Annotated in this window: 17 protein-coding genes and 1 tRNA gene; 7 read left to right on the top strand and 11 right to left on the bottom strand. The window is 63.9% G+C overall.

What is annotated here, in order from left to right:
* Nucleotides 1–91 precede the first annotated feature (91 nt).
* Together IP92_RS20125 and IP92_RS30260 are read left to right on the top strand one after the other, a co-directional pair.
* Nucleotides 92–670, top strand: a complete 579-nt coding sequence (locus IP92_RS20125; RefSeq protein WP_145878389.1) for a PEP-CTERM sorting domain-containing protein — start codon at nucleotides 92–94, stop codon at nucleotides 668–670.
* Nucleotides 671–682: 12 nt separating this feature from the next.
* Entirely contained in the window at nucleotides 683–1,249 is a 567-nt protein-coding gene (locus IP92_RS30260; RefSeq protein WP_229418873.1) for an FxDxF family PEP-CTERM protein, read from the top strand.
* A gap of 452 nt (nucleotides 1,250–1,701) precedes the next feature.
* Here IP92_RS30260 and IP92_RS20115 read toward each other — a convergent pair.
* From IP92_RS20115 to cysS, 6 genes are all read right to left on the bottom strand, one after another.
* Nucleotides 1,702–1,794 (bottom strand) — tRNA-Ser (locus IP92_RS20115).
* A gap of 118 nt (nucleotides 1,795–1,912) precedes the next feature.
* The gene (locus tag IP92_RS20110; RefSeq protein WP_145878387.1) at nucleotides 1,913–3,157 is read right to left on the bottom strand and encodes an aspartate kinase; all 1,245 of its coding nucleotides are present in this window, start codon (nucleotides 3,155–3,157) and stop codon (nucleotides 1,913–1,915) included.
* A gap of 138 nt (nucleotides 3,158–3,295) precedes the next feature.
* Nucleotides 3,296–4,636: a tRNA lysidine(34) synthetase TilS gene (gene tilS, locus IP92_RS20105; RefSeq protein ID WP_229418872.1), complete on the bottom strand. Its 1,341-nt coding sequence runs from the start codon at nucleotides 4,634–4,636 to the stop codon at nucleotides 3,296–3,298.
* Nucleotides 4,637–4,807: 171 nt separating this feature from the next.
* On the bottom strand, nucleotides 4,808–5,782 hold the full coding sequence (locus tag IP92_RS20100) for an acetyl-CoA carboxylase carboxyltransferase subunit alpha (protein WP_145878381.1): 975 nt from the start codon (nucleotides 5,780–5,782) through the stop codon (nucleotides 4,808–4,810).
* A 70-nt stretch (nucleotides 5,783–5,852) separates the two neighbouring features.
* Entirely contained in the window at nucleotides 5,853–6,515 is a 663-nt protein-coding gene (locus IP92_RS20095) for a DNA-3-methyladenine glycosylase family protein (RefSeq protein ID WP_145878379.1), read from the bottom strand.
* Nucleotides 6,515–7,900: a cysteine--tRNA ligase gene (cysS, locus tag IP92_RS20090; protein ID WP_145878377.1), complete on the bottom strand. Its 1,386-nt coding sequence runs from the start codon at nucleotides 7,898–7,900 to the stop codon at nucleotides 6,515–6,517. Before cysS ends, IP92_RS20095 begins: the two co-directional genes overlap by 1 nt.
* Nucleotides 7,901–8,129: 229 nt before the next feature.
* On the opposite strand from cysS, the gene IP92_RS20085 reads away from it, so the two are divergent.
* The 3 genes from IP92_RS20085 to IP92_RS20075 all read left to right on the top strand — a co-directional run bounded on the left by IP92_RS20085 (nucleotide 8,130) and on the right by IP92_RS20075 (nucleotide 10,084).
* On the top strand, nucleotides 8,130–8,753 hold the full coding sequence (locus IP92_RS20085) for a peptidylprolyl isomerase (RefSeq protein ID WP_145878375.1): 624 nt from the start codon (nucleotides 8,130–8,132) through the stop codon (nucleotides 8,751–8,753).
* A gap of 91 nt (nucleotides 8,754–8,844) precedes the next feature.
* Nucleotides 8,845–9,336, top strand: a complete 492-nt coding sequence (locus tag IP92_RS20080) for a peptidylprolyl isomerase (protein ID WP_145878372.1) — start codon at nucleotides 8,845–8,847, stop codon at nucleotides 9,334–9,336.
* Nucleotides 9,337–9,346: 10 nt separating this feature from the next.
* Nucleotides 9,347–10,084, top strand: a complete 738-nt coding sequence (locus IP92_RS20075; RefSeq protein WP_145878370.1) for a UDP-2,3-diacylglucosamine diphosphatase — start codon at nucleotides 9,347–9,349, stop codon at nucleotides 10,082–10,084.
* A gap of 30 nt (nucleotides 10,085–10,114) precedes the next feature.
* Here IP92_RS20075 and IP92_RS20070 read toward each other — a convergent pair whose 3' ends face one another.
* Nucleotides 10,115–10,726, bottom strand: a complete 612-nt coding sequence (locus tag IP92_RS20070; RefSeq protein WP_145878367.1) for a DinB family protein — start codon at nucleotides 10,724–10,726, stop codon at nucleotides 10,115–10,117.
* A 150-nt stretch (nucleotides 10,727–10,876) separates the two neighbouring features.
* On the opposite strand from IP92_RS20070, the gene IP92_RS20065 reads away from it, so the two are divergent.
* Nucleotides 10,877–11,563, top strand: a complete 687-nt coding sequence (locus IP92_RS20065; protein WP_145878740.1) for a glycoside hydrolase family 19 protein — start codon at nucleotides 10,877–10,879, stop codon at nucleotides 11,561–11,563.
* A 7-nt stretch (nucleotides 11,564–11,570) separates the two neighbouring features.
* Here the strand turns inward: IP92_RS20065 and IP92_RS20060 are convergent, their stop codons facing one another.
* Both IP92_RS20060 and IP92_RS20055 read right to left on the bottom strand, forming a co-directional pair.
* A complete protein-coding gene (locus IP92_RS20060; protein WP_145878365.1) occupies nucleotides 11,571–12,329 on the bottom strand; it encodes a tetratricopeptide repeat protein in 759 nt (252 codons plus the stop codon).
* Nucleotides 12,330–12,410: 81 nt separating this feature from the next.
* Complete coding sequence (locus IP92_RS20055; protein ID WP_145878363.1) at nucleotides 12,411–12,995, bottom strand: DUF1439 domain-containing protein; 585 nt, start codon at nucleotides 12,993–12,995, stop codon at nucleotides 12,411–12,413.
* A gap of 82 nt (nucleotides 12,996–13,077) precedes the next feature.
* Between IP92_RS20055 and IP92_RS20050 the strand changes: the two genes are divergently transcribed.
* Nucleotides 13,078–13,872, top strand: a complete 795-nt coding sequence (locus tag IP92_RS20050) for a DUF72 domain-containing protein (protein WP_307724865.1) — start codon at nucleotides 13,078–13,080, stop codon at nucleotides 13,870–13,872.
* Here IP92_RS20050 and IP92_RS20045 read toward each other — a convergent pair.
* Complete coding sequence (locus IP92_RS20045) at nucleotides 13,839–16,058, bottom strand: bifunctional SulP family inorganic anion transporter/carbonic anhydrase (protein ID WP_145878361.1); 2,220 nt, start codon at nucleotides 16,056–16,058, stop codon at nucleotides 13,839–13,841. The genes IP92_RS20050 and IP92_RS20045 overlap by 34 nt on opposite strands.
* Before the next feature lie 312 nt (nucleotides 16,059–16,370).
* On the bottom strand, nucleotides 16,371–16,613 hold the full coding sequence (locus tag IP92_RS20040; RefSeq protein WP_145878360.1) for a hypothetical protein: 243 nt from the start codon (nucleotides 16,611–16,613) through the stop codon (nucleotides 16,371–16,373).
* Between the last annotated feature and the right edge of the window lie 37 nt (nucleotides 16,614–16,650).

Here is a 16,650-nt window from a genome sequence, read left to right as displayed (position 1 = left end):
AGACCCGTCTGGCCAGGCCCCGCGGCAACGCGCCACGGGGCCGCCGTGCAGGTGAGGTCCGCACGAACTTTACGATAGGAGCACTTCTTTAATGAAATCACCCATCCTGCGCCGCATGCTGCTCGGCGCCGCACTGCTGGCCGGCTTCGCGCAACAGGCCGGCGCCACCATCACGACGTTCACTGGCGACACGACAGGCGGTCCGACCTGGGACCGGATCAACGAGGACCCAGGCAACTGGCCCTTCTACCCGGCGGTTCCCAACGCGACGTACCGCGCGTTCGACGTTCAAGCCCTCGAGTATCTGGACGACATCAACTTCGCCACGACGTGCGCTTTCGACTGCTCGATGTACATCTACACGGGCGCGTTCGACCCAGCAAGTCCTACTGCCAATTTCCTCTTCGCGGACGGCTATGGGGTCACCAACAACACCGCATTCTTCCACGGCCCGCTGGAAGTGGGGCACTACACGATTCTCGTCACGGGCGCGGACGCCGCATCCTACGGCTACTTCAGCACCACGGTATCCGCCATCGGTGCGTATGACATCACGCCGCTTAATCCCGTGCCGGAGCCTTCCGCCTGGCTAATGCTCGGCGCCGGACTGGTCGGCCTCGGCGTCGCGGCGTGGCGCCGCCCTGCCGTATCCATCCACACTGCAACCTGACCAGGAGAACCGATGAACACCATGCTCCGCAATACGATCGCCGCCGCGCTGCTGCTGGCCGGCGTCATCCAGCAGGCGTCCGCCGAGATCGTGACGGTCACCGGCGACACGACTAACGCGTCCACCTTCATCCCGCCCAGCTACTGGGGCGGCGCTCCTGACCCATCGAACACGGCCGTGGCTTACCAGGCTTTCGACGTCGTCACGACCGACGGTCCAAACCCGTTCAACTGGGAGAACTCGTTCTTGACGAGCTGTGAATACAGCTGCGTCACCTTCCTCTACAACGGTGCGCTCGACCCTGATGACTCGAGCAAGAACCTGATGACGATCTCGAACAATCTCTATCATTTCTCCTCGATGCAGACTTTCCTGGAGCCGGGAAAACACTATACCTTTGTGGTGACCGGCTACTTCGACGGGGACGCCGGGGCGTTCAGCATCACGGCCGGCAGCACCGGCGGCATCAGCATCAGCCCCGTACCGGAACCGTCAAGTGGGTTGATGCTGCTGGGCGGCCTTGCGGGCATCGGCGCGCTGGCGCGGCGCCGCGCGCGCCACACCGGCGAGCTTTCGTAACGTACGCTCTTCTCCAGCCGATTTGGAGAGACCGCGTCTGGTAGGGCGCGGTCTTCGAATCCCACGGCCGTCCGTCCGAACAAGCCATTCTTTAGAATGGCGCAAACGCATGCGTTTGTGGCATCCCGCAGGGGATGCTACGACTGAGCGAAGCGAAAGAAGGAGCGGACGCGCTGCGCTGATGGCGCGCGACGCCGCGCGCAGCTGCGGCAAAGTGGCGATTCGGAGAGCCCGCGCGCTGGTAGGGGCGCGGTCTTCGAATACTCAACTGAGCGAAGCGAAAGAAGACGCGAACGCGCCGCGCCCTCGGCGCGCGACGCCGCAGCGGAGCTGCGGCAAAGTGGCGATTCGGAGAGCCCGCGCCCTGGTAGGGGCGCGGTCTTCGAATCCGACCGACTCCGTCCGAACAAATAAAAAAGGCATCCCGCAGGGGATGCCTTTTTTATTTGTTCTGGCGGAGGCGGTGGGATTCGAACCCACGATACAGGTTTTGCCCGTATGCTTCCTTAGCAGGGAAGTGCCTTCGGCCACTCGGCCACGCCTCCTAGTCGATCGCTCAACTATCGTCTTTTCTGCAACATTTCTGCGTCAGATCAGACGACCGCCATAGTAATTGCCACGACCACTTTGGTCAAGGAAATCGGCGGTTTTTTTCCGAAATAATTACTCTTTTTCCAGTTCAAACGCCTTGTGCAGCGCGCGCACTGCGAGCTCCATGTATTTCTCGTCGATCAGCACGGAAATCTTGATCTCCGACGTCGAGATCATCATGATGTTGATGCCCTCTTCCGACAGCGTGCGGAACATCTGCGAGGCCACGCCCACGTGGCTGCGCATGCCCACGCCGACCACCGAGATCTTCGACACTTTCGCGTCGCCGATCAGGCTCAGGAAGCCGATCTCGCCCTTCTGGCTGTTCAGTACGTCCAGCGCCTTGTTGTAGTCGTTGCGGGACACGGTGAACGTGAAGTCCGTCTTGCCTTCGACGGACTGGTTCTGGATGATCATGTCCACTTCGATGTTCGCATCGGCCACCGGGCCGAGGATGTGGAAGGCCACACCCGGGCGGTCAGGCACGCCCATGACGGAGATCTTGGCTTCATCGCGGTTGAAGGCGATGCCGGAGATGACTGCTTGTTCCATATTGTCTTCCTCAAACGAAATCAGGGTACCGGACTTGGCTTCCTCGGCCAGGTCCATCAGCGGATCGGTCAGCGACGACAGCACGCGCGTCGGCACGCGGTAGTTGCCGGCGAATTCCACCGAGCGCGTCTGCAGAACTTTCGAGCCCAGCGATGCCATTTCCAGCATCTCCTCGAACGTGATGTTCTTCAGGCGGCGCGCTTCCGAGACCACGCGCGGGTCGGTCGTGTAGACGCCATCCACGTCCGTGTAGATCAGGCATTCGTCCGCCTTCAGCGCGGCGGCGATCGCCACGGCCGACGTGTCGGAACCGCCGCGGCCCAGGGTCGAGATGTTGCTGTTCTCGTCGACGCCCTGGAAGCCCGTGATGATGACGATCTTGTTCTCGTCCAAATCCTTGCGCACGCGCGTGTCGTCGATCGACTGGATGCGCGCCTTGGTGAACGCGGAGTCGGTTTTAATGCCCACTTGCCAGCCGGTGTAGGACACGGCGTTCTTGCCGATCGCCTGCAGCGCCATCGACAGCAGGCCGACGGACACCTGTTCGCCGGTCGACGCGATCATGTCCAGCTCGCGCGGGTCGGGCGGGTTCTGGACTTCCTTGGCCAGCGCGATCAGGCGGTTCGTTTCGCCGGACATCGCGGAAGGCACCACCACCACCTGGTGTCCCGCATCGTGCCACTTGGCGACACGGCGCGCGACGTTCTTGATACGGTCCGTCGATCCCATCGACGTACCGCCGTATTTGTGAACGATTAAAGCCATAACTTGCGTTTTTCAATCGGTTGAAGTAAGGGAGCCCTTAACTCTACCTGCTGCAATGCAAAAGAACAAGTCAAAAAAAGTTGCGAAGCTATACACTTCCGGCATAAGCTCATGCGGAAATCGCAAGGTCGGGAAATTTTATTCGGCCACCCAGCGCAACTGGATAGCGGAGTTCAGCTCAGCGTGAACATAGTGGCAGTCCATGCCGATCCCGGCGGCAAACAGCAGCCGCCCCGGGATGGCGACGACCGGCAGCCGGGCCCGCTCCCACGCGGGGATGCCGAGCGCCTGGTAATGGTGCTTCAGGTCGCGCGACGGCCGGTTGCGGGCCGGCTTCAGGCGCTCGCCGCCGCGGCGGAACGAGATCGTCAGCATCTGTTCCTTCAGCCAGGCGGCCGGCACCCCCTCCTCCACCACGTCGAAATGCAAGGTGCCGCCATAGTCGGGAAACGCGATCGATGCTTCGCCGTTCCAGCGGAAGTGCTGGCTGGGGCGCTCGTCGTACGCATCTTCCTGCGCGCCGGGCAGCGCACGCCGCTTCGGCACCAGGTGCAGGCGGCCGCGGTGGCGGCGCACGTCGCAGTCCGGATGCGTGACGAGCAGCTGGGCATCCTCGCGCGCCGCCAGCAGTTGGGCCGTCATCTCGGCCAGCCACGCGGCGGACGGGATGCGGATATCGCGCACGCCGAACCAGTGGCGCAGCAGGTTGTTGCGGCGGTCTTCGCCCAGGCCGCGCAGGTAATCGACGGCGATGCTGTCGCCCTGCAGGCCGCCGTCTTGCAGCCCCTTTGCCAGGTCTTCCTGCGCCAGCTCCGTCAGCAGGCGCTGCGCCGAACGCGCATGGGCCGCGCTGCGCGCGAAGCGTTCCTGGAACCCGGGGAAAGCCGCGGCCAGCGCCGGCATCACCGTGTGCCGCAATGCGTTGCGGGCGTAGCGCGTGTCGAGGTTCGATTCATCGTCGACGTGGGCGATGCCGTGCTGCGCCGCGTAGGCTTCCAGCTGGGCGCGCGATGCCTGCAGCAGCGGGCGGGCCAGCAGGATGTCGGCGCTGCCCAGCAAGCCGGGCGCGTGGTTGAAGGCATCCATGCCGGACAAGCCGGCCGGCCCGGCACCGCGCGCCAGTTGCAGCAGGATCGTTTCGGCCTGGTCGTCAAGGTGGTGTGCCGTCAGCAGCGACGTGATGCCGTGCTCACGGCACAGCTCACCCAGCGCCGCGTAACGCGCCTGCCGGGCGGACGCTTCCGTGCCAGCCTTGCGGTCGGCCAGCGTCACGCGTCGCGCCATGAACGGCACGCGCAGCCGCGCGCACTCGGCCGCGCAATGGGCTTCCCACGCATCGGCGTTCGGGGACAGGCCGTGGTGGACGTGGAAGGCATGTAGCGGCAGGCCGGCCGCGTGTGAGAGGTGGAGCAGCACGGACGAGTCGAGGCCGCCGCTGTAGGCGATGGCGAGCGGGGGCGCGACCGGCAATGCGGCCATGACCTTGCCGAAGAGATTAGGAAGGTCTGCGAGTTGGGAACGCATGAGGAAACCAGAGGCGGAAAGCCGGGGTCAGACCCGGCGGGTCTGACCCCAGGGTTTGCGGTGGGGGTGAAAGGAAGCGTATCGGCGCTTGAAAAAAAACCGGTGTCCATCACCGGTTCCTGGAAATTATTCCTGCGGCGTCGTTTCCTTGAACTTGCCGTAGCTCATCAGCTTCTGATGACGCTGTTCCAGCAGGTCTTTCGTCTTCATGCCCTGGAACTGGCGCAGCGAGTCGGCCAGCGCGCGCTTCAAGAGGCGTGCCATTTCCTTCGGGTCGCGGTGGGCGCCGCCCAGCGGTTCGTTGACGATCTTGTCGACCAGGCCCATCGCCTTCAGGCGGTGCGCGGTCAGGCCCAGCGCTTCGGCCGCGTCGGCGGCGCGTTCGGCCGTCTTCCACAGGATCGATGCGCAGCCTTCCGGCGAAATCACGGAGTACGTGGCGTATTGCAGCATCAGCACGGAGTCGCCGACGGCGATCGCCAGCGCGCCGCCGGAGCCACCTTCGCCGATGATCGTGGCGATCAGCGGCACCTTCAGCTCGGCCATCACGTACAGGTTGTGGCCGATCGCTTCGGACTGGCCGCGCTCTTCGGCGTCGATGCCGGGGAAGGCGCCGGGCGTGTCGACGAACGTGAAGATCGGCAGGTTGAACTTCTCGGCCACCTTCATCAGGCGCATCGCCTTGCGGTAGCCTTCCGGTTTCGGCATGCCGAAGTTGCGCATCGCGCGCTCCTTCGTGTCGCGGCCCTTCTGGTGGCCGATGACCATGCACGGCTGGCCGTTGAAGCGGGCCAGGCCGCCGACGATCGACTGGTCGTCCGCATACGTGCGGTCGCCGTGCAGTTCGTGGAAGTCCGTGAAGATCTCGTTCACGTAGTCCATCGTGTACGGGCGCTGCGGGTGGCGCGCGATCTGCGATACCTGCCACGGGGTCAGCTTCGCGTAGATGTCCTTGGTCAGTTGCTGGCTCTTCTTGGCCAGGCGGTCGATCTCTTCGGAGATGTCGACGGCCGAGTCGTCCTGCACGAAGCGCAGCTCTTCAATTTTGGAATCCAGTTCCGCGATGGGCTGTTCAAAATTGAGGAAAGTAGTTTTGGTCATTGGTCCTCCCAGAGTATGAACCCGTCGGACTCGCGCTCGTGGCGGCGCCCCCGGCTCAAAAAATTTGTGGTTATTCTACCGGAACCGGATCGAGGCTACGCCATAAATACCAGGTAGCAACGGTGCGATACGGTTCCCAGTTCGCCGACACCTCGCGCGCATCGCTGCGCGACACGGGCTCGCCGGAAAAATAATTGTGGCTGATGCCTTCGATCAGCCGCGGATCGTCCAGCGGCAGCACGTTCGGCCGCAGCAGGTTAAAGATCAGGAACATTTCCGCTGTCCACCGCGTGATGCCGCGGATCTGGACCAGCTCCGCAATGACGGCTTCATCCTCCATCTCGTGCCACTGCGCCGCATGCACCTTCTTGGCCTTGAAGTTGTCGGCCAGGTCGAGAATGTATTCCGTCTTGCGCTTGGAGAGGCCGCACGCGGCCAGCTCCTCGGCGCCCGCCTTCATGACGAGTGCCGGCGTGAATTTGGGGATCGCCACCAGCAGCTTCTGCCACGCCGCGTTGGCGGCCTTCGGCGTCACCTGCTGGTTGACGATCGAGCGTGCCAGGGTGATGAACGGGTCGTCGTGTCCCACCAGGTGCAGGTCGCCGAACTGGGGAATCAGCTTGTTCATAATGCGGTCGCGCCGCATCAGTTCCGCCTTGGCCTCTTCCCAGTACGGCGGCAAGGCCACCTGGCGGCTGGAGCCGCCCGATTTGTCCCTGGACTGGAGAACCATTATGCGCGGCGCCAGTTCGTCGTGCCGTCAGGCTTGTCTTCCAGGACGATGCCCTGCGCCAGCAGGTCGGCGCGGATCTTGTCCGACTTGGCGAAATCGCGCGCCTTTTTCGCGGCCGCCCGCTCGGCGATCGCCGCTTCGATGGTCTGCTCGCCGAACGCGTCGGCCACGCCGGCCTGCAGGAATTCCTGCGGCGCGCGTTCCAGCAGGCCCAGCACGCCGGCCAGGCCTTTCAGCTGGCGCACGGTGGCCGGGGCCTTCGTGCGGTTGACCTCGGAGGCCAGGTCGAACAATACCGACACGGCGATCGGCGTATTGAAGTCGTCGTCCATCGCGTCGGCGAAGCGCTGCGCGTAGTCGTCGGTCCAATCGAGCGGCGCGCCATCGCCTTCCACGCCTTCGAGCGCCTTGTACAGGCGCGTCAGCGCGGCGCGTGCGTCTTCGATGTGGACGTCCGAGTAGTTCAGCGGGCTGCGGTAGTGGGCGCGCAGGATGAAGAAGCGCACCACTTCGGCGTCGAACTTCTTCAGCACGTCGCGGATCGTGAAGAAGTTACCGAGCGACTTCGACATCTTCTCGTTATCGACCCGCACGAAGCCGTTGTGGATCCAGTAGTTCGCCAGCGGTTTGCCGAACGCGCCTTCCGACTGGGCGATCTCGTTCTCGTGGTGCGGGAACTGCAGGTCCTGGCCGCCGCCGTGGATGTCGAACTGTTCGCCGAGCAGCGCGCACGACATCGCCGAGCACTCGATGTGCCAGCCCGGGCGGCCGCTGCCCCACTTCGAATCCCACTTCACTTCGGCCGGCTCGGATTCCTTCGATGCCTTCCACAGCACGAAGTCGAGCGGGTCGCGCTTGCCCGTGTTGACGTCCACGCGCTCGCCGGCGCGCAGGTCGTCGAGCGACTTGCCGGACAGTTTTCCATAGCCTTCGAAGCCGCGCACGGCGTAGTTGACGTCGCCGTCCTCGGCCTTGTATGCCAGGCCCTTCGCCTCGAGCTGCTCGATAATCGACAGCATCTGCGGCACGTATTCGGTGGCGTGCGGCACGTCCGTCGGCGGCAGAATGGCGAGCGCCTGCGTGTCCTCGTCCATGTAGCGCTCGAAGCGCGATGTCAGCGAGTAGATCGATTCGTTGTTCTCGACGGCGCGGCGGATGATCTTGTCGTCGATGTCCGTCACGTTGCGCACGTAGCGCACGTCGTAGCCCGATGCCTTCAGCCAGCGGTAGATGACGTCGAACGCCATCATCATCCGGGCATGCCCGACGTGGCAGTAATCGTAGACGGTCATGCCGCAAACGTACATGCGTACCTTGCCTGCTTCCATCGGGACGAACGGCTGCTTGTCACGCGCCAGCGTGTTATAGATCTTTAAATTGCTCATCGGACTCTCGTGCCGCCGGTCGCCGACGAACAATGGAAAAACCGGGCGCGTGCACCAGCGTGCGCACCGGAATTTCTCGTTCGCCTGAGGGGACGGGCAGACCCTTATCTAGTATTTCTTCTTTCCACCCTTAACGGTCTAGAATGGAAGCCGTCGCCAAGTATAGCATTGATAAAATGCCCTGGGCCTAATATCCAAACAGATCCAACAAGAGCAGAAAGACGGAAACATGCATATAAAAACGTTGATCGCCGGGCTGTTACTGTCCGGCTCCGTGCTGGCGGGACCGCAGGTGTCGCTGAAGACGACGGCAGGCGAGATCGTGCTGGAGCTGAACGACGAGAAGGCGCCGAAGTCGGTCGCCAACTTCCTCGCCTACGTGAAGAGCGGCTTCTACAAGGATACGATCTTCCACCGCGTGATCGACGGCTTCATGATCCAGGCCGGCGGCTACACGAAGGACCTGAAGGGCAAGCCCACGCGCCCGCCGATCCCCAGCGAGTCGAAGAACGGCCTGCAGAACGCGGCCTATACGGTGGCGATGGCGCGCATGGACAACCCGAATTCGGCCACTTCGCAGTTCTTCATCAACGTGGCGGACAACTTCGGCCTCGATTACCCGAACTTCGACGGTGTCGGCTATACGGTGTTCGGCAAGGTGATCTCCGGCTTCGAGGTCGTCGACAAGATCAAGGGCGTGCTGGTGGACGACAAGAGCTACGCGTTCCAGAACGTGCCGGTCAACCCGATCGTCATCAAGTCCGCCATCATCCTGAAAACGCCGATCGCACCGAAAGCCCCGCCCGGCCAGGCCGCTCCGGCAGCGGAAACGCAGCCGGCGCCGGCGCAGTAAAATAGCGCGCTGACAAGAAAGCCGTTAATAGATTTTTATCATCGGCTGCTGTAATATCGCGGCCCTCTCACTGACCAACACAGGAAAGCACATGACCACCATCACCATCACCACGAACAAGGGCACCATCGTTGCCGAGCTGGACGCCGAAAAGGCGCCGAAAACGGTCGAGAACTTCCTGCACTACGTGAACGCCGGTCACTACGACAACACGATCTTCCACCGCGTGATCGACGGCTTCATGATCCAGGGCGGCGGCTTCGAACCGGGCATGAAGCAGAAGCCCACCGACCAGACCGTCGAGAACGAAGCCAAGAACGGCCTGAAGAACGAGCCGTACACGCTGGCCATGGCCCGCACGTCGGCACCGCACTCCGCCTCCGCGCAGTTCTTCATCAACGTGAAGAACAACAGCTTCCTCGACTACCCGGGCCAGGACGGCTGGGGCTATGCCGTGTTCGGCAAGGTCACCGAAGGCAAGGAAGTCGTCGACGAGATCCGCAAGGTGAAGACCACGCGCAGCGGCATGTTCGCCGACGTGCCGGTCGAAGACGTGATCATCGAAAAGATCGTCGCAGCGTAAGTTTCACAGCGTGATCCTGTTCATCTCCGACCTGCACCTGCAGGCCGACCGCCCCGCGCTGACGGAGGCGTTCCTGCGCTTCGTCGACGAGCGGGCGCGCGCCGCCCGCCGGCTGTACCTGCTGGGCGACCTGTTCGAGTACTGGGCAGGCGACGACGACCTGGACGATGCGTTCCACCAGCGCATCGTCGCGGCGCTGCGCGCGCTGGCCGATGGCGGCGTCGAACTGTTCTGGATCGCGGGCAACCGCGACTTTCTCGTCGGCGCGCGCTTTGCCGAAGCGGCCGGCGTCACCCTGCTGCCGGAAACGTGGGTCATCGAAGACCACGGCCGCCGCATCGTGCTCCTGCACGGCGATGCGCAATGCACGGACGACGTCCGCTACATGGCCTTCCGCACCCAGGTGCGCGACCCGGCGTGGCAACAGCAATTCCTCGCGATGCCGCTGGCGCAACGCAAGCAGATCATCGCCGGCCTGCGCGAGAACAGCCGCAAGGACCAGGGCGAGAAATCGTACGAGATCATGGACGTGACGCCCCAGGCGATCGCCGACGTGTTCGCCCAAACGAACACGACCGTCATGATCCACGGCCACACGCACCGCCCGGCGCTGCACGATGTCGACGGCAAGCTGCGCTACGTGCTGCCCGACTGGGAGCCGGAAGCGACACCGCCGCGCGGCGGCTGGATCGCGATCGGCGACGACGGCGCGATCACCCGGCACAGCCTCGACGGTACGCCCCTCTGAGGTCTCTGATACCGGTGTCCGACACCGGTGTCAGACACCTGGCTGTCGCGATCCCCACACCTGCTGCTCAGTCCAGCCCAGCTCCGCGAAGTCCCGTTCCCGCAGGTCCGCTTCGCCGGACGAATAAAACTCGTCCAGCTGCGGCGGCTCGACGGATGTGCCGGCCAGCATCGCGTGCACCTGGCCGCGGTGGTGGATCTGGTGCTGGAACACGTGCGCCAGCAGGCGCTGGCGGGTGTCGCGCTGGATGCCCTGTTCGTCCGGGCCGCGCAGGATCGTCACCACCCGGTCGAGCACGTCGTCCGTCAGGCCACTACAGTAGCCGATCAGCACGTCGTTGTTTTCCCGCTGGGCCTGCCAAAGCGCCGCGCACGTGGCGTACGGCTCGGGCGGACGGAAGAACGCCTCGTAGTCCGGATGCGGCGGCGCTCGGCGCCAGTCGCGGCACAGCGCGTCCACATAAAAGCGCTGCACCGTCAGGTTGTGGTTCAGCGTCTCCTTGATGCTGGGGAAGAAGCTCGTGCGGCTGCGGTCCTCGAACTCGGCCTGCGACAGCGCCGCGCACGCGCGCAGCAGCCGGTGGTCCGCCCATGCATTGTTGTATGCCTGCGCCAGCAGGTAGCGCGACAAAGGGTGTGCCATCAGTACTCCCGTTGCAAAGAAATACAAAAACGATACTTGATTTCGCACCCTTGAGGCATATGCTGAACGCTAATACCGACCAGGGAGGCCATCATGCAAAACGATGCAAGCGGATCATCGATGCAGGAATCGCCGGCGTCAGGCGGATCGATGCAGAAGGCATCCCTGCCGGCCGCGCCGGCCCCGGCGCAGCCGGCCAGCTGCACACGGGAAACCGCGGCACTGGGGTGCATCTGCCCTGCCCTGCACGATGCCGCCGACTGGGCAACGGCGCTGGCCGCCGCCACGGCGCGCTTTCACATCGACACGCGCGAACGGCTATGCGCCTTCATGGCACAGGTCAGCCATGAATCGGCCAACTTCTGCCAGCTGGAAGAGTCGCTGTACTACCGCACGGCGGCGCGGCTGATGGCCGTGTACCCGAAGCGTTTTCCTACCGAGGCCAGCGCCACCCCCTACCTGCAAAACTCGGAAAAGGTCGCCAATTACGTGTACGCGCTGCGGATGGGCAATGGGGACGAAGCCAGTGGCGATGGCTACCGTTACCGCGGCCGCGGCCTGATCCAACTGACGGGGCGGGAAAATTACCAGCGCGCCGGCGCAGCGCTGGGCATCGACCTGGTCGGCCAGCCGGACCGGTTGCTGGAAAAGGAGATGGCGGCATTGTCCGCCTGCTGGTACTGGGACAGCCGGCGCATCAACACGCTGGCCGACCAGCTGGGGAAAGGCAACGACCAGGCAGTCTTTGAAAAAATCACGTACGCCATCAACGGCGGCCAAACCGGCTCGGCGGAGCGCTGGGCGGCGTACCAGCGGCTGCTCAGCGTGGTGCCCTGAGACCGCCCTACTGCTGCCGCGGCACCCCCACATACGCGGCGTTCAAGCGCTGGATCAGCGGTTGATTCATCGCGTGCGTGTGCCGGTTCCAGTGATTCATCGTGGTCTGCAGCTCGTTCTGCAGCCGGTGCGCCAGCTGGAATTCGCGGGCGCCCGCCGCCCAGATCGCGAACTCCGCTTTCGCCTCGAAGCTGCCGAAGCGCGTGACGGCCGACTCGAACTCGGCGCGCGCGTCGGCATTGCGGCCGGCAGCGGCCAGCGCACGCGCCGTCAATACGCTCACCTGTTCAGGGCGGAAGGTTGGCGCGCCCGCACGCAGGCGTTCCACGTGAGCCAGCGCTTCGTCGTGACGGCCGCAGGCGAGGTTCGCGCGGGCGGCGCCGAAGCGGATATCGGGGTCGTTGGCGAACGCGCCCTGCAGGCACGCCTCGTACGTGGCGGCAGCCCCTTCGGCATCGCCGGCATCGAGCTGCGCGGCGGCCAGGCGCATCTGGTTTTGCGCGGTCGGCGCGAAGTCGAAGGCGGCGCGGGCTTCGCGCAGCTCACGCGTCGGATCGAGGGCCTTCGCCGCGCCGGCCACGACCTTGCGTGCACCGTGCTGGAGCCGGGAATTCGGCAGGTAGACGCCGAAGAAGTAGACGACGCTGCCCAGCAACGGGAACATGAACAGGATTAACAGCCAGTACATCTGCTGGCGGCTGCGGATCGCGTGCACGGCGAAAAACAGCGCGACCAGCACGTGCACCCCTATCCCGAAAATCGCCATCTCGTCCTCTCCATCTGCCCGTAAAGCCCGTATTGTAGGGACTCCGATTTCTCAGTACAACTTAATGGATGAAAGCGATCGCTACTGCGCCGGTACGAAGCGCACCGACAGGCCGTCGCGCGTGGTGTGGATCGTCGTCGGCACGTACTGCACGCCCAGGTAGCGCAGCTCGTCCGGGCGGAAGTGGTAGATCGGCACATCGCGCACCAGGCGCTCGACGACGACGTTGGCCGCCGCCGTCAGGTTGCCCTGCATGCGCTCGTCCGTGCCGGGCACCGTGAAACGCTCGATCTGCGCGTCGCTCAGCACGACGGCATTGCGCACGTTGTCGACCAGCAGGCGCCCGGACAACGCGACGGTACCCTGCAGCGGCCGGCGCATCAACGGCGCCGTCACGATGACGTCCGCGGTCAGCGCCAGCCGGTCGTTGTCGCGCAGGATCGCCAGCTGCGGCCGCGCCAGCTGCAGGTCGAACACGCCCAGTGCACGCTGCTGCAGCGGGAAGCGCTGGTCGAGGCCGCGTTGCAGCCGTTCGACGGGAATCTCGACCTCGCGCGGGCCACTCAGGCTGGCGCAGCCGGCCAGCAGCGCGCCCGCCGCCAGCGGCAGCGCGAACAGTTGAAACAGGCGCCTCCTGCGCGCGCTAATCCGCAAACCCGTCCGCATCGTGTTCCCCTCTTCCATCGATTTTGAAGAGTGCGCATGATAGCGTATCGGGGCTGTCCGTTTGTTAAGGAGTGTAACGACGGTGCGCAAGCGAACGGTCGCGCAGCAGCGCAACGCTTACTGTGGCGGCATGTCCACGCACACCTACATCGGCTGCGCCGGCTGGAGCCTGCCGCGCGACAGCGCCGCCCACTTCCCCGGCGAAGGCAGCCACCTCGAACGCTACGCCGCCGTGTTTGCCGCGGCGGAAATCAATTCCAGCTTCCACAAGCCACACCAGCCGAAGACGTACGAACGCTGGGCCGCCGCCACGCCGCCGCACTTCCGCTTTGCCGTGAAGCTGCCGCGCACGATCACGCACGACGCGAAGCTGCAGGGTGTCGAGGAACTGCTGGCCCGCTTCGCCGCCGAAGCGGGTGCGCTGCAGGACAAGCTGGGTGTCGTGCTCGTGCAGTTGCCGCCGAAGCTGGCATTGGACCCGCACGCGGCGCAGGTGCTGTTCGCCGCGCTGCACCGCCTGCTGGGCTGCACGATCGCCTGCGAAGCGCGCCATCCGGACTGGTTCACGCCGGCCGCCACGCAGTTGCTGCGCGACGCCGGCGTGACACGCGTGCTGGCCGATCCGCCCGTCGGCTATGCCGGGCCGTTCGTACCGACATCCGAAGCGGCCTACGTGCGCTTGCACGGCAGCCCGCGCATCTACTACTCGCGCTACACGCCGCAGCAGCTGGAGGACGTGCGCGCCTACCTGGCGCCGCGCCCCGGCTCCTGGTGCGTGTTCGACAACACGGCCGGCGGCGCGGCCGTGCCGAATGCACTGGAGCTGACGGCGCTGCTGGGCGGTCAGGCGGCCAGCCCCTTGCCGTCGGAGCGGTAACGGTCGAAGCGCTCCGGCGTAACGAGCTCGCCGAAGTGCACGTTGCGCGTGGCGATGTCGTGATACGCGCCGACCAGACCCATCTCGCCCCGCTCGATGCACCCGCGCAGGTACTCGCTGCCTTCCAGGATCTCCGCGAGCGAATTCTCGATATTCCTGCGCGTGACCTGCTCCAGCATCTCCTTGCTGCCAGCGGGCGCATGGGGGTGCTCGCACTGGCATTGCCGGACCGCCGACTGGATCTTGCCGGTGATCGTGCCGATGCTGTGCGCGTGCTCGTTCTTGAGTGCCAGGCCGACGGCGCCGCAGCTCGAATGCCCCTTCACGACGATCAGCTTGGCCCCAAGCTTGTGGGCGATCTCGAGGCTGCCGATGATCTCGCGGCTCACGACGTTGCCGGCAATGCGGATCGTCAGCAGGTCGCCCAGGCCGGCGTCGAAGATGATCTCCGGCGACGTGCGCGAGTCGATGCAGTTGACGACGACGGCCATTGGGTGCTGTCCGCCCGCCGTCGCATCGACCTGGTGCAGGTAGTACTTCTTGATCCAGCGGCCGGCGCGGAAGCGCTCGTTGCCGTCCTTGAGCAATTGCAGTACTTCCTCCGGGCGCAGCTTGGTCTGCGTTTCCTTATCCAGCGCGGGCACGAACTGGATCGGGTCGGACAGGCGGTACTCGTCGCGCAGGCCGATCACGTTCAGCTGCACGTCGCGCTCGGCCGCGGCCACGCGGTAGTCGGCGATCGTCTCCAGCACGTCGCTGTCGATGTAGTCCGCATTGCTCGCGTCGATCAGCACTTTCGAGCCGTTCGGAATTTCCCACAGCGCCGTCTTGATCGTGGCCTTGTTCAGGAACGACACCTGGTTCGGCAGCTCCATCTTGATCACTTCGCCGATGTGCAGGCGGTACTGCTCGATCGCGAACGGGTTGCGGAAGTTACTGCGCAGCAGATAGAACACGCTGGCGGCCAGGCCGATCAGCACGCCCATCAGCAGGTCCGTCAGCACGATCGCCAGCACGGTGATCGCAAACGGCACGAACTGCGAAGCGCCCTTGTGGTACATGTCGCGGAACAGCGAGACTTTCGCCAGCTTGTAGCCCGTCATGATCAGGATCGCCGCCAGCGCGGCCAGCGGGATCATGTTCAACATCGGGCTCAGCACGAGCACGGCGGCCAGCAGCAGCACGCCGTGCAGCACGGCGGACGCCTTTGTCGCATTGCCCGTCTGGATGTTCACCGAGCTGCGCACGATGACGGACGTGACAGGCAAGCCGCCCAGCAGGCCGGCAAAGATGTTGCCGACGCCTTGCGCGACCAGCTCGCGGTTCGGCGGCGTTTCGCGCTTGTGCGGGTCGAGCTTGTCGACGGCTTCCACGTTCAGCAGCGTTTCCAGCGATGCGACGATCGCAATGGTGGCACCGACGATCCACACGTCCGGGTTGGCGAAGTGGCCCAGGTCAGGGAAGTTCAGGTAGGCGCCCAGGTTGGCCACGTCGAGGGGCGGGATCTCCACCAGGTGCGCCTGTTCCAGCCCCAGCGCCGGGAAGAAGCGGGCGAACAGCAGGTGCAGCGCAACGCCGAGCACGACGACGAACAGCGGCGCCGGCAGCAACTTCACGTTCTTCAGCGGCGTGCGGTCCCAGTACAGCAGGATCAGCATCGACAGCAGCGCGATGACGAGCGCGCCCGGCGTCACGGCGTTGATAGCGCTCGCAATAGCGGAAAAGGTATTTTCGCCGTTCGACTGCACGAACGAGTATTCGTCCGCGTTATTGCTGTCGTAGCCGATCGCATGGGGAATCTGCTTCAGGATCAGCAAAATGCCGATCGCCGCCAGCAGTCCCTTGATCACGTTCGACGGCACGTAATTGGCGATAAAACCGGCGCGGAATATCCCCATCGCCAGCTGCAATACGCCGGCGATCAGGATCGATGCCAGCAATATTTCAAACGCACCGAGTTTGGTAATCGATGCCAATACGACGGCGGCCAGGCCGGCGGCCGGCCCGCTGACGCTCGTGTGCGAGCCGCTGATCAGCCCGACGATAATACCGCCGATAATCCCGGAGATTATTCCGGAAAATAATGGCGCTCCGGAGGCAAGCGCAATGCCGAGGCAAAGCGGCAAGGCGACGAGAAACACCACGATGCCCGCGGGGACATCGTACTTCAGGTTGTTGATATTCATGGCGACACGCGTTCGAAAGATGAAACCCAGTCGTGACGCGCCAGCCCCCATTCCACGGCTCTTCAAGAATCCTTGGCGTATTTATTCGTGGTGGCAGTGCCGCCCGACTGATGGGGCACTGCGCCGGCATGAATGGCTTGATGGGCGACCGAGATTATTGTCCAGCTCGCTTTACCATGACGGATAAATGTCACGGCTTTCCATCGGCGGGACACAATATAACATGCGTTTTTTGCGCCGCGCAATCGGATATTTGGTCACCTTTTTGAGGAGTATCAGTTTCCAAACTCTACAATTTAACGTGGAGATATTTTAATTTTCAATCAGAAATCCGGTACCCAGCAAATATGCGGCCTCGCAAAGGAAATTCATCGGATGAATAACGCTCATCACCGATGAATATGACGAATAAAAATAAATAAAGTTTGATCGGCCGGTCACGCGGGCGCCGCCAGCGCTTCGCGACCGCTGGCGCATGACCGCGGCCGCGCTGCGGGCGGATCGGACCGCCCACAAAAAACGCTTGCCAGTCACAAAATCAGTGTTATAGTTCACTACAACACCAGACCATTACATCACCTGGAGGACCCAT

Source organism: Pseudoduganella flava (assembly GCF_007830495.1).
Classification (GTDB): Bacteria; Pseudomonadota; Gammaproteobacteria; order Burkholderiales; family Burkholderiaceae_D; genus Rugamonas; species Rugamonas flava.
The sequence above is the reverse complement of the archived record's forward strand: the minus strand, read 5'-3'. Positions and strand labels throughout refer to the sequence as shown.

Coding starts and splice junctions, on each gene's coding strand:
- IP92_RS20125 (WP_145878389.1), top strand. CDS start 92: ATGAAATCACCCATCCTGCGCCGCATGCTGCTCGGCGCCGCACTGCTG.
- IP92_RS30260 (WP_229418873.1), top strand. CDS start 683: ATGAACACCATGCTCCGCAATACGATCGCCGCCGCGCTGCTGCTGGCC.
- IP92_RS20110 (WP_145878387.1), bottom strand. CDS start 3,157: ATGGCTTTAATCGTTCACAAATACGGCGGTACGTCGATGGGATCGACG.
- tilS (WP_229418872.1), bottom strand. CDS start 4,636: ATGGCCGCATTGCCGGTCGCGCCCCCGCTCGCCATCGCCTACAGCGGC.
- IP92_RS20100 (WP_145878381.1), bottom strand. CDS start 5,782: ATGACCAAAACTACTTTCCTCAATTTTGAACAGCCCATCGCGGAACTG.
- IP92_RS20095 (WP_145878379.1), bottom strand. CDS start 6,515: ATGGTTCTCCAGTCCAGGGACAAATCGGGCGGCTCCAGCCGCCAGGTG.
- cysS (WP_145878377.1), bottom strand. CDS start 7,900: ATGAGCAATTTAAAGATCTATAACACGCTGGCGCGTGACAAGCAGCCG.
- IP92_RS20085 (WP_145878375.1), top strand. CDS start 8,130: ATGCATATAAAAACGTTGATCGCCGGGCTGTTACTGTCCGGCTCCGTG.
- IP92_RS20080 (WP_145878372.1), top strand. CDS start 8,845: ATGACCACCATCACCATCACCACGAACAAGGGCACCATCGTTGCCGAG.
- IP92_RS20070 (WP_145878367.1), bottom strand. CDS start 10,726: ATGGCACACCCTTTGTCGCGCTACCTGCTGGCGCAGGCATACAACAAT.
- IP92_RS20065 (WP_145878740.1), top strand. CDS start 10,877: ATGCAGAAGGCATCCCTGCCGGCCGCGCCGGCCCCGGCGCAGCCGGCC.
- IP92_RS20060 (WP_145878365.1), bottom strand. CDS start 12,329: ATGGCGATTTTCGGGATAGGGGTGCACGTGCTGGTCGCGCTGTTTTTC.
- IP92_RS20055 (WP_145878363.1), bottom strand. CDS start 12,995: ATGCGGACGGGTTTGCGGATTAGCGCGCGCAGGAGGCGCCTGTTTCAA.
- IP92_RS20045 (WP_145878361.1), bottom strand. CDS start 16,058: ATGAATATCAACAACCTGAAGTACGATGTCCCCGCGGGCATCGTGGTG.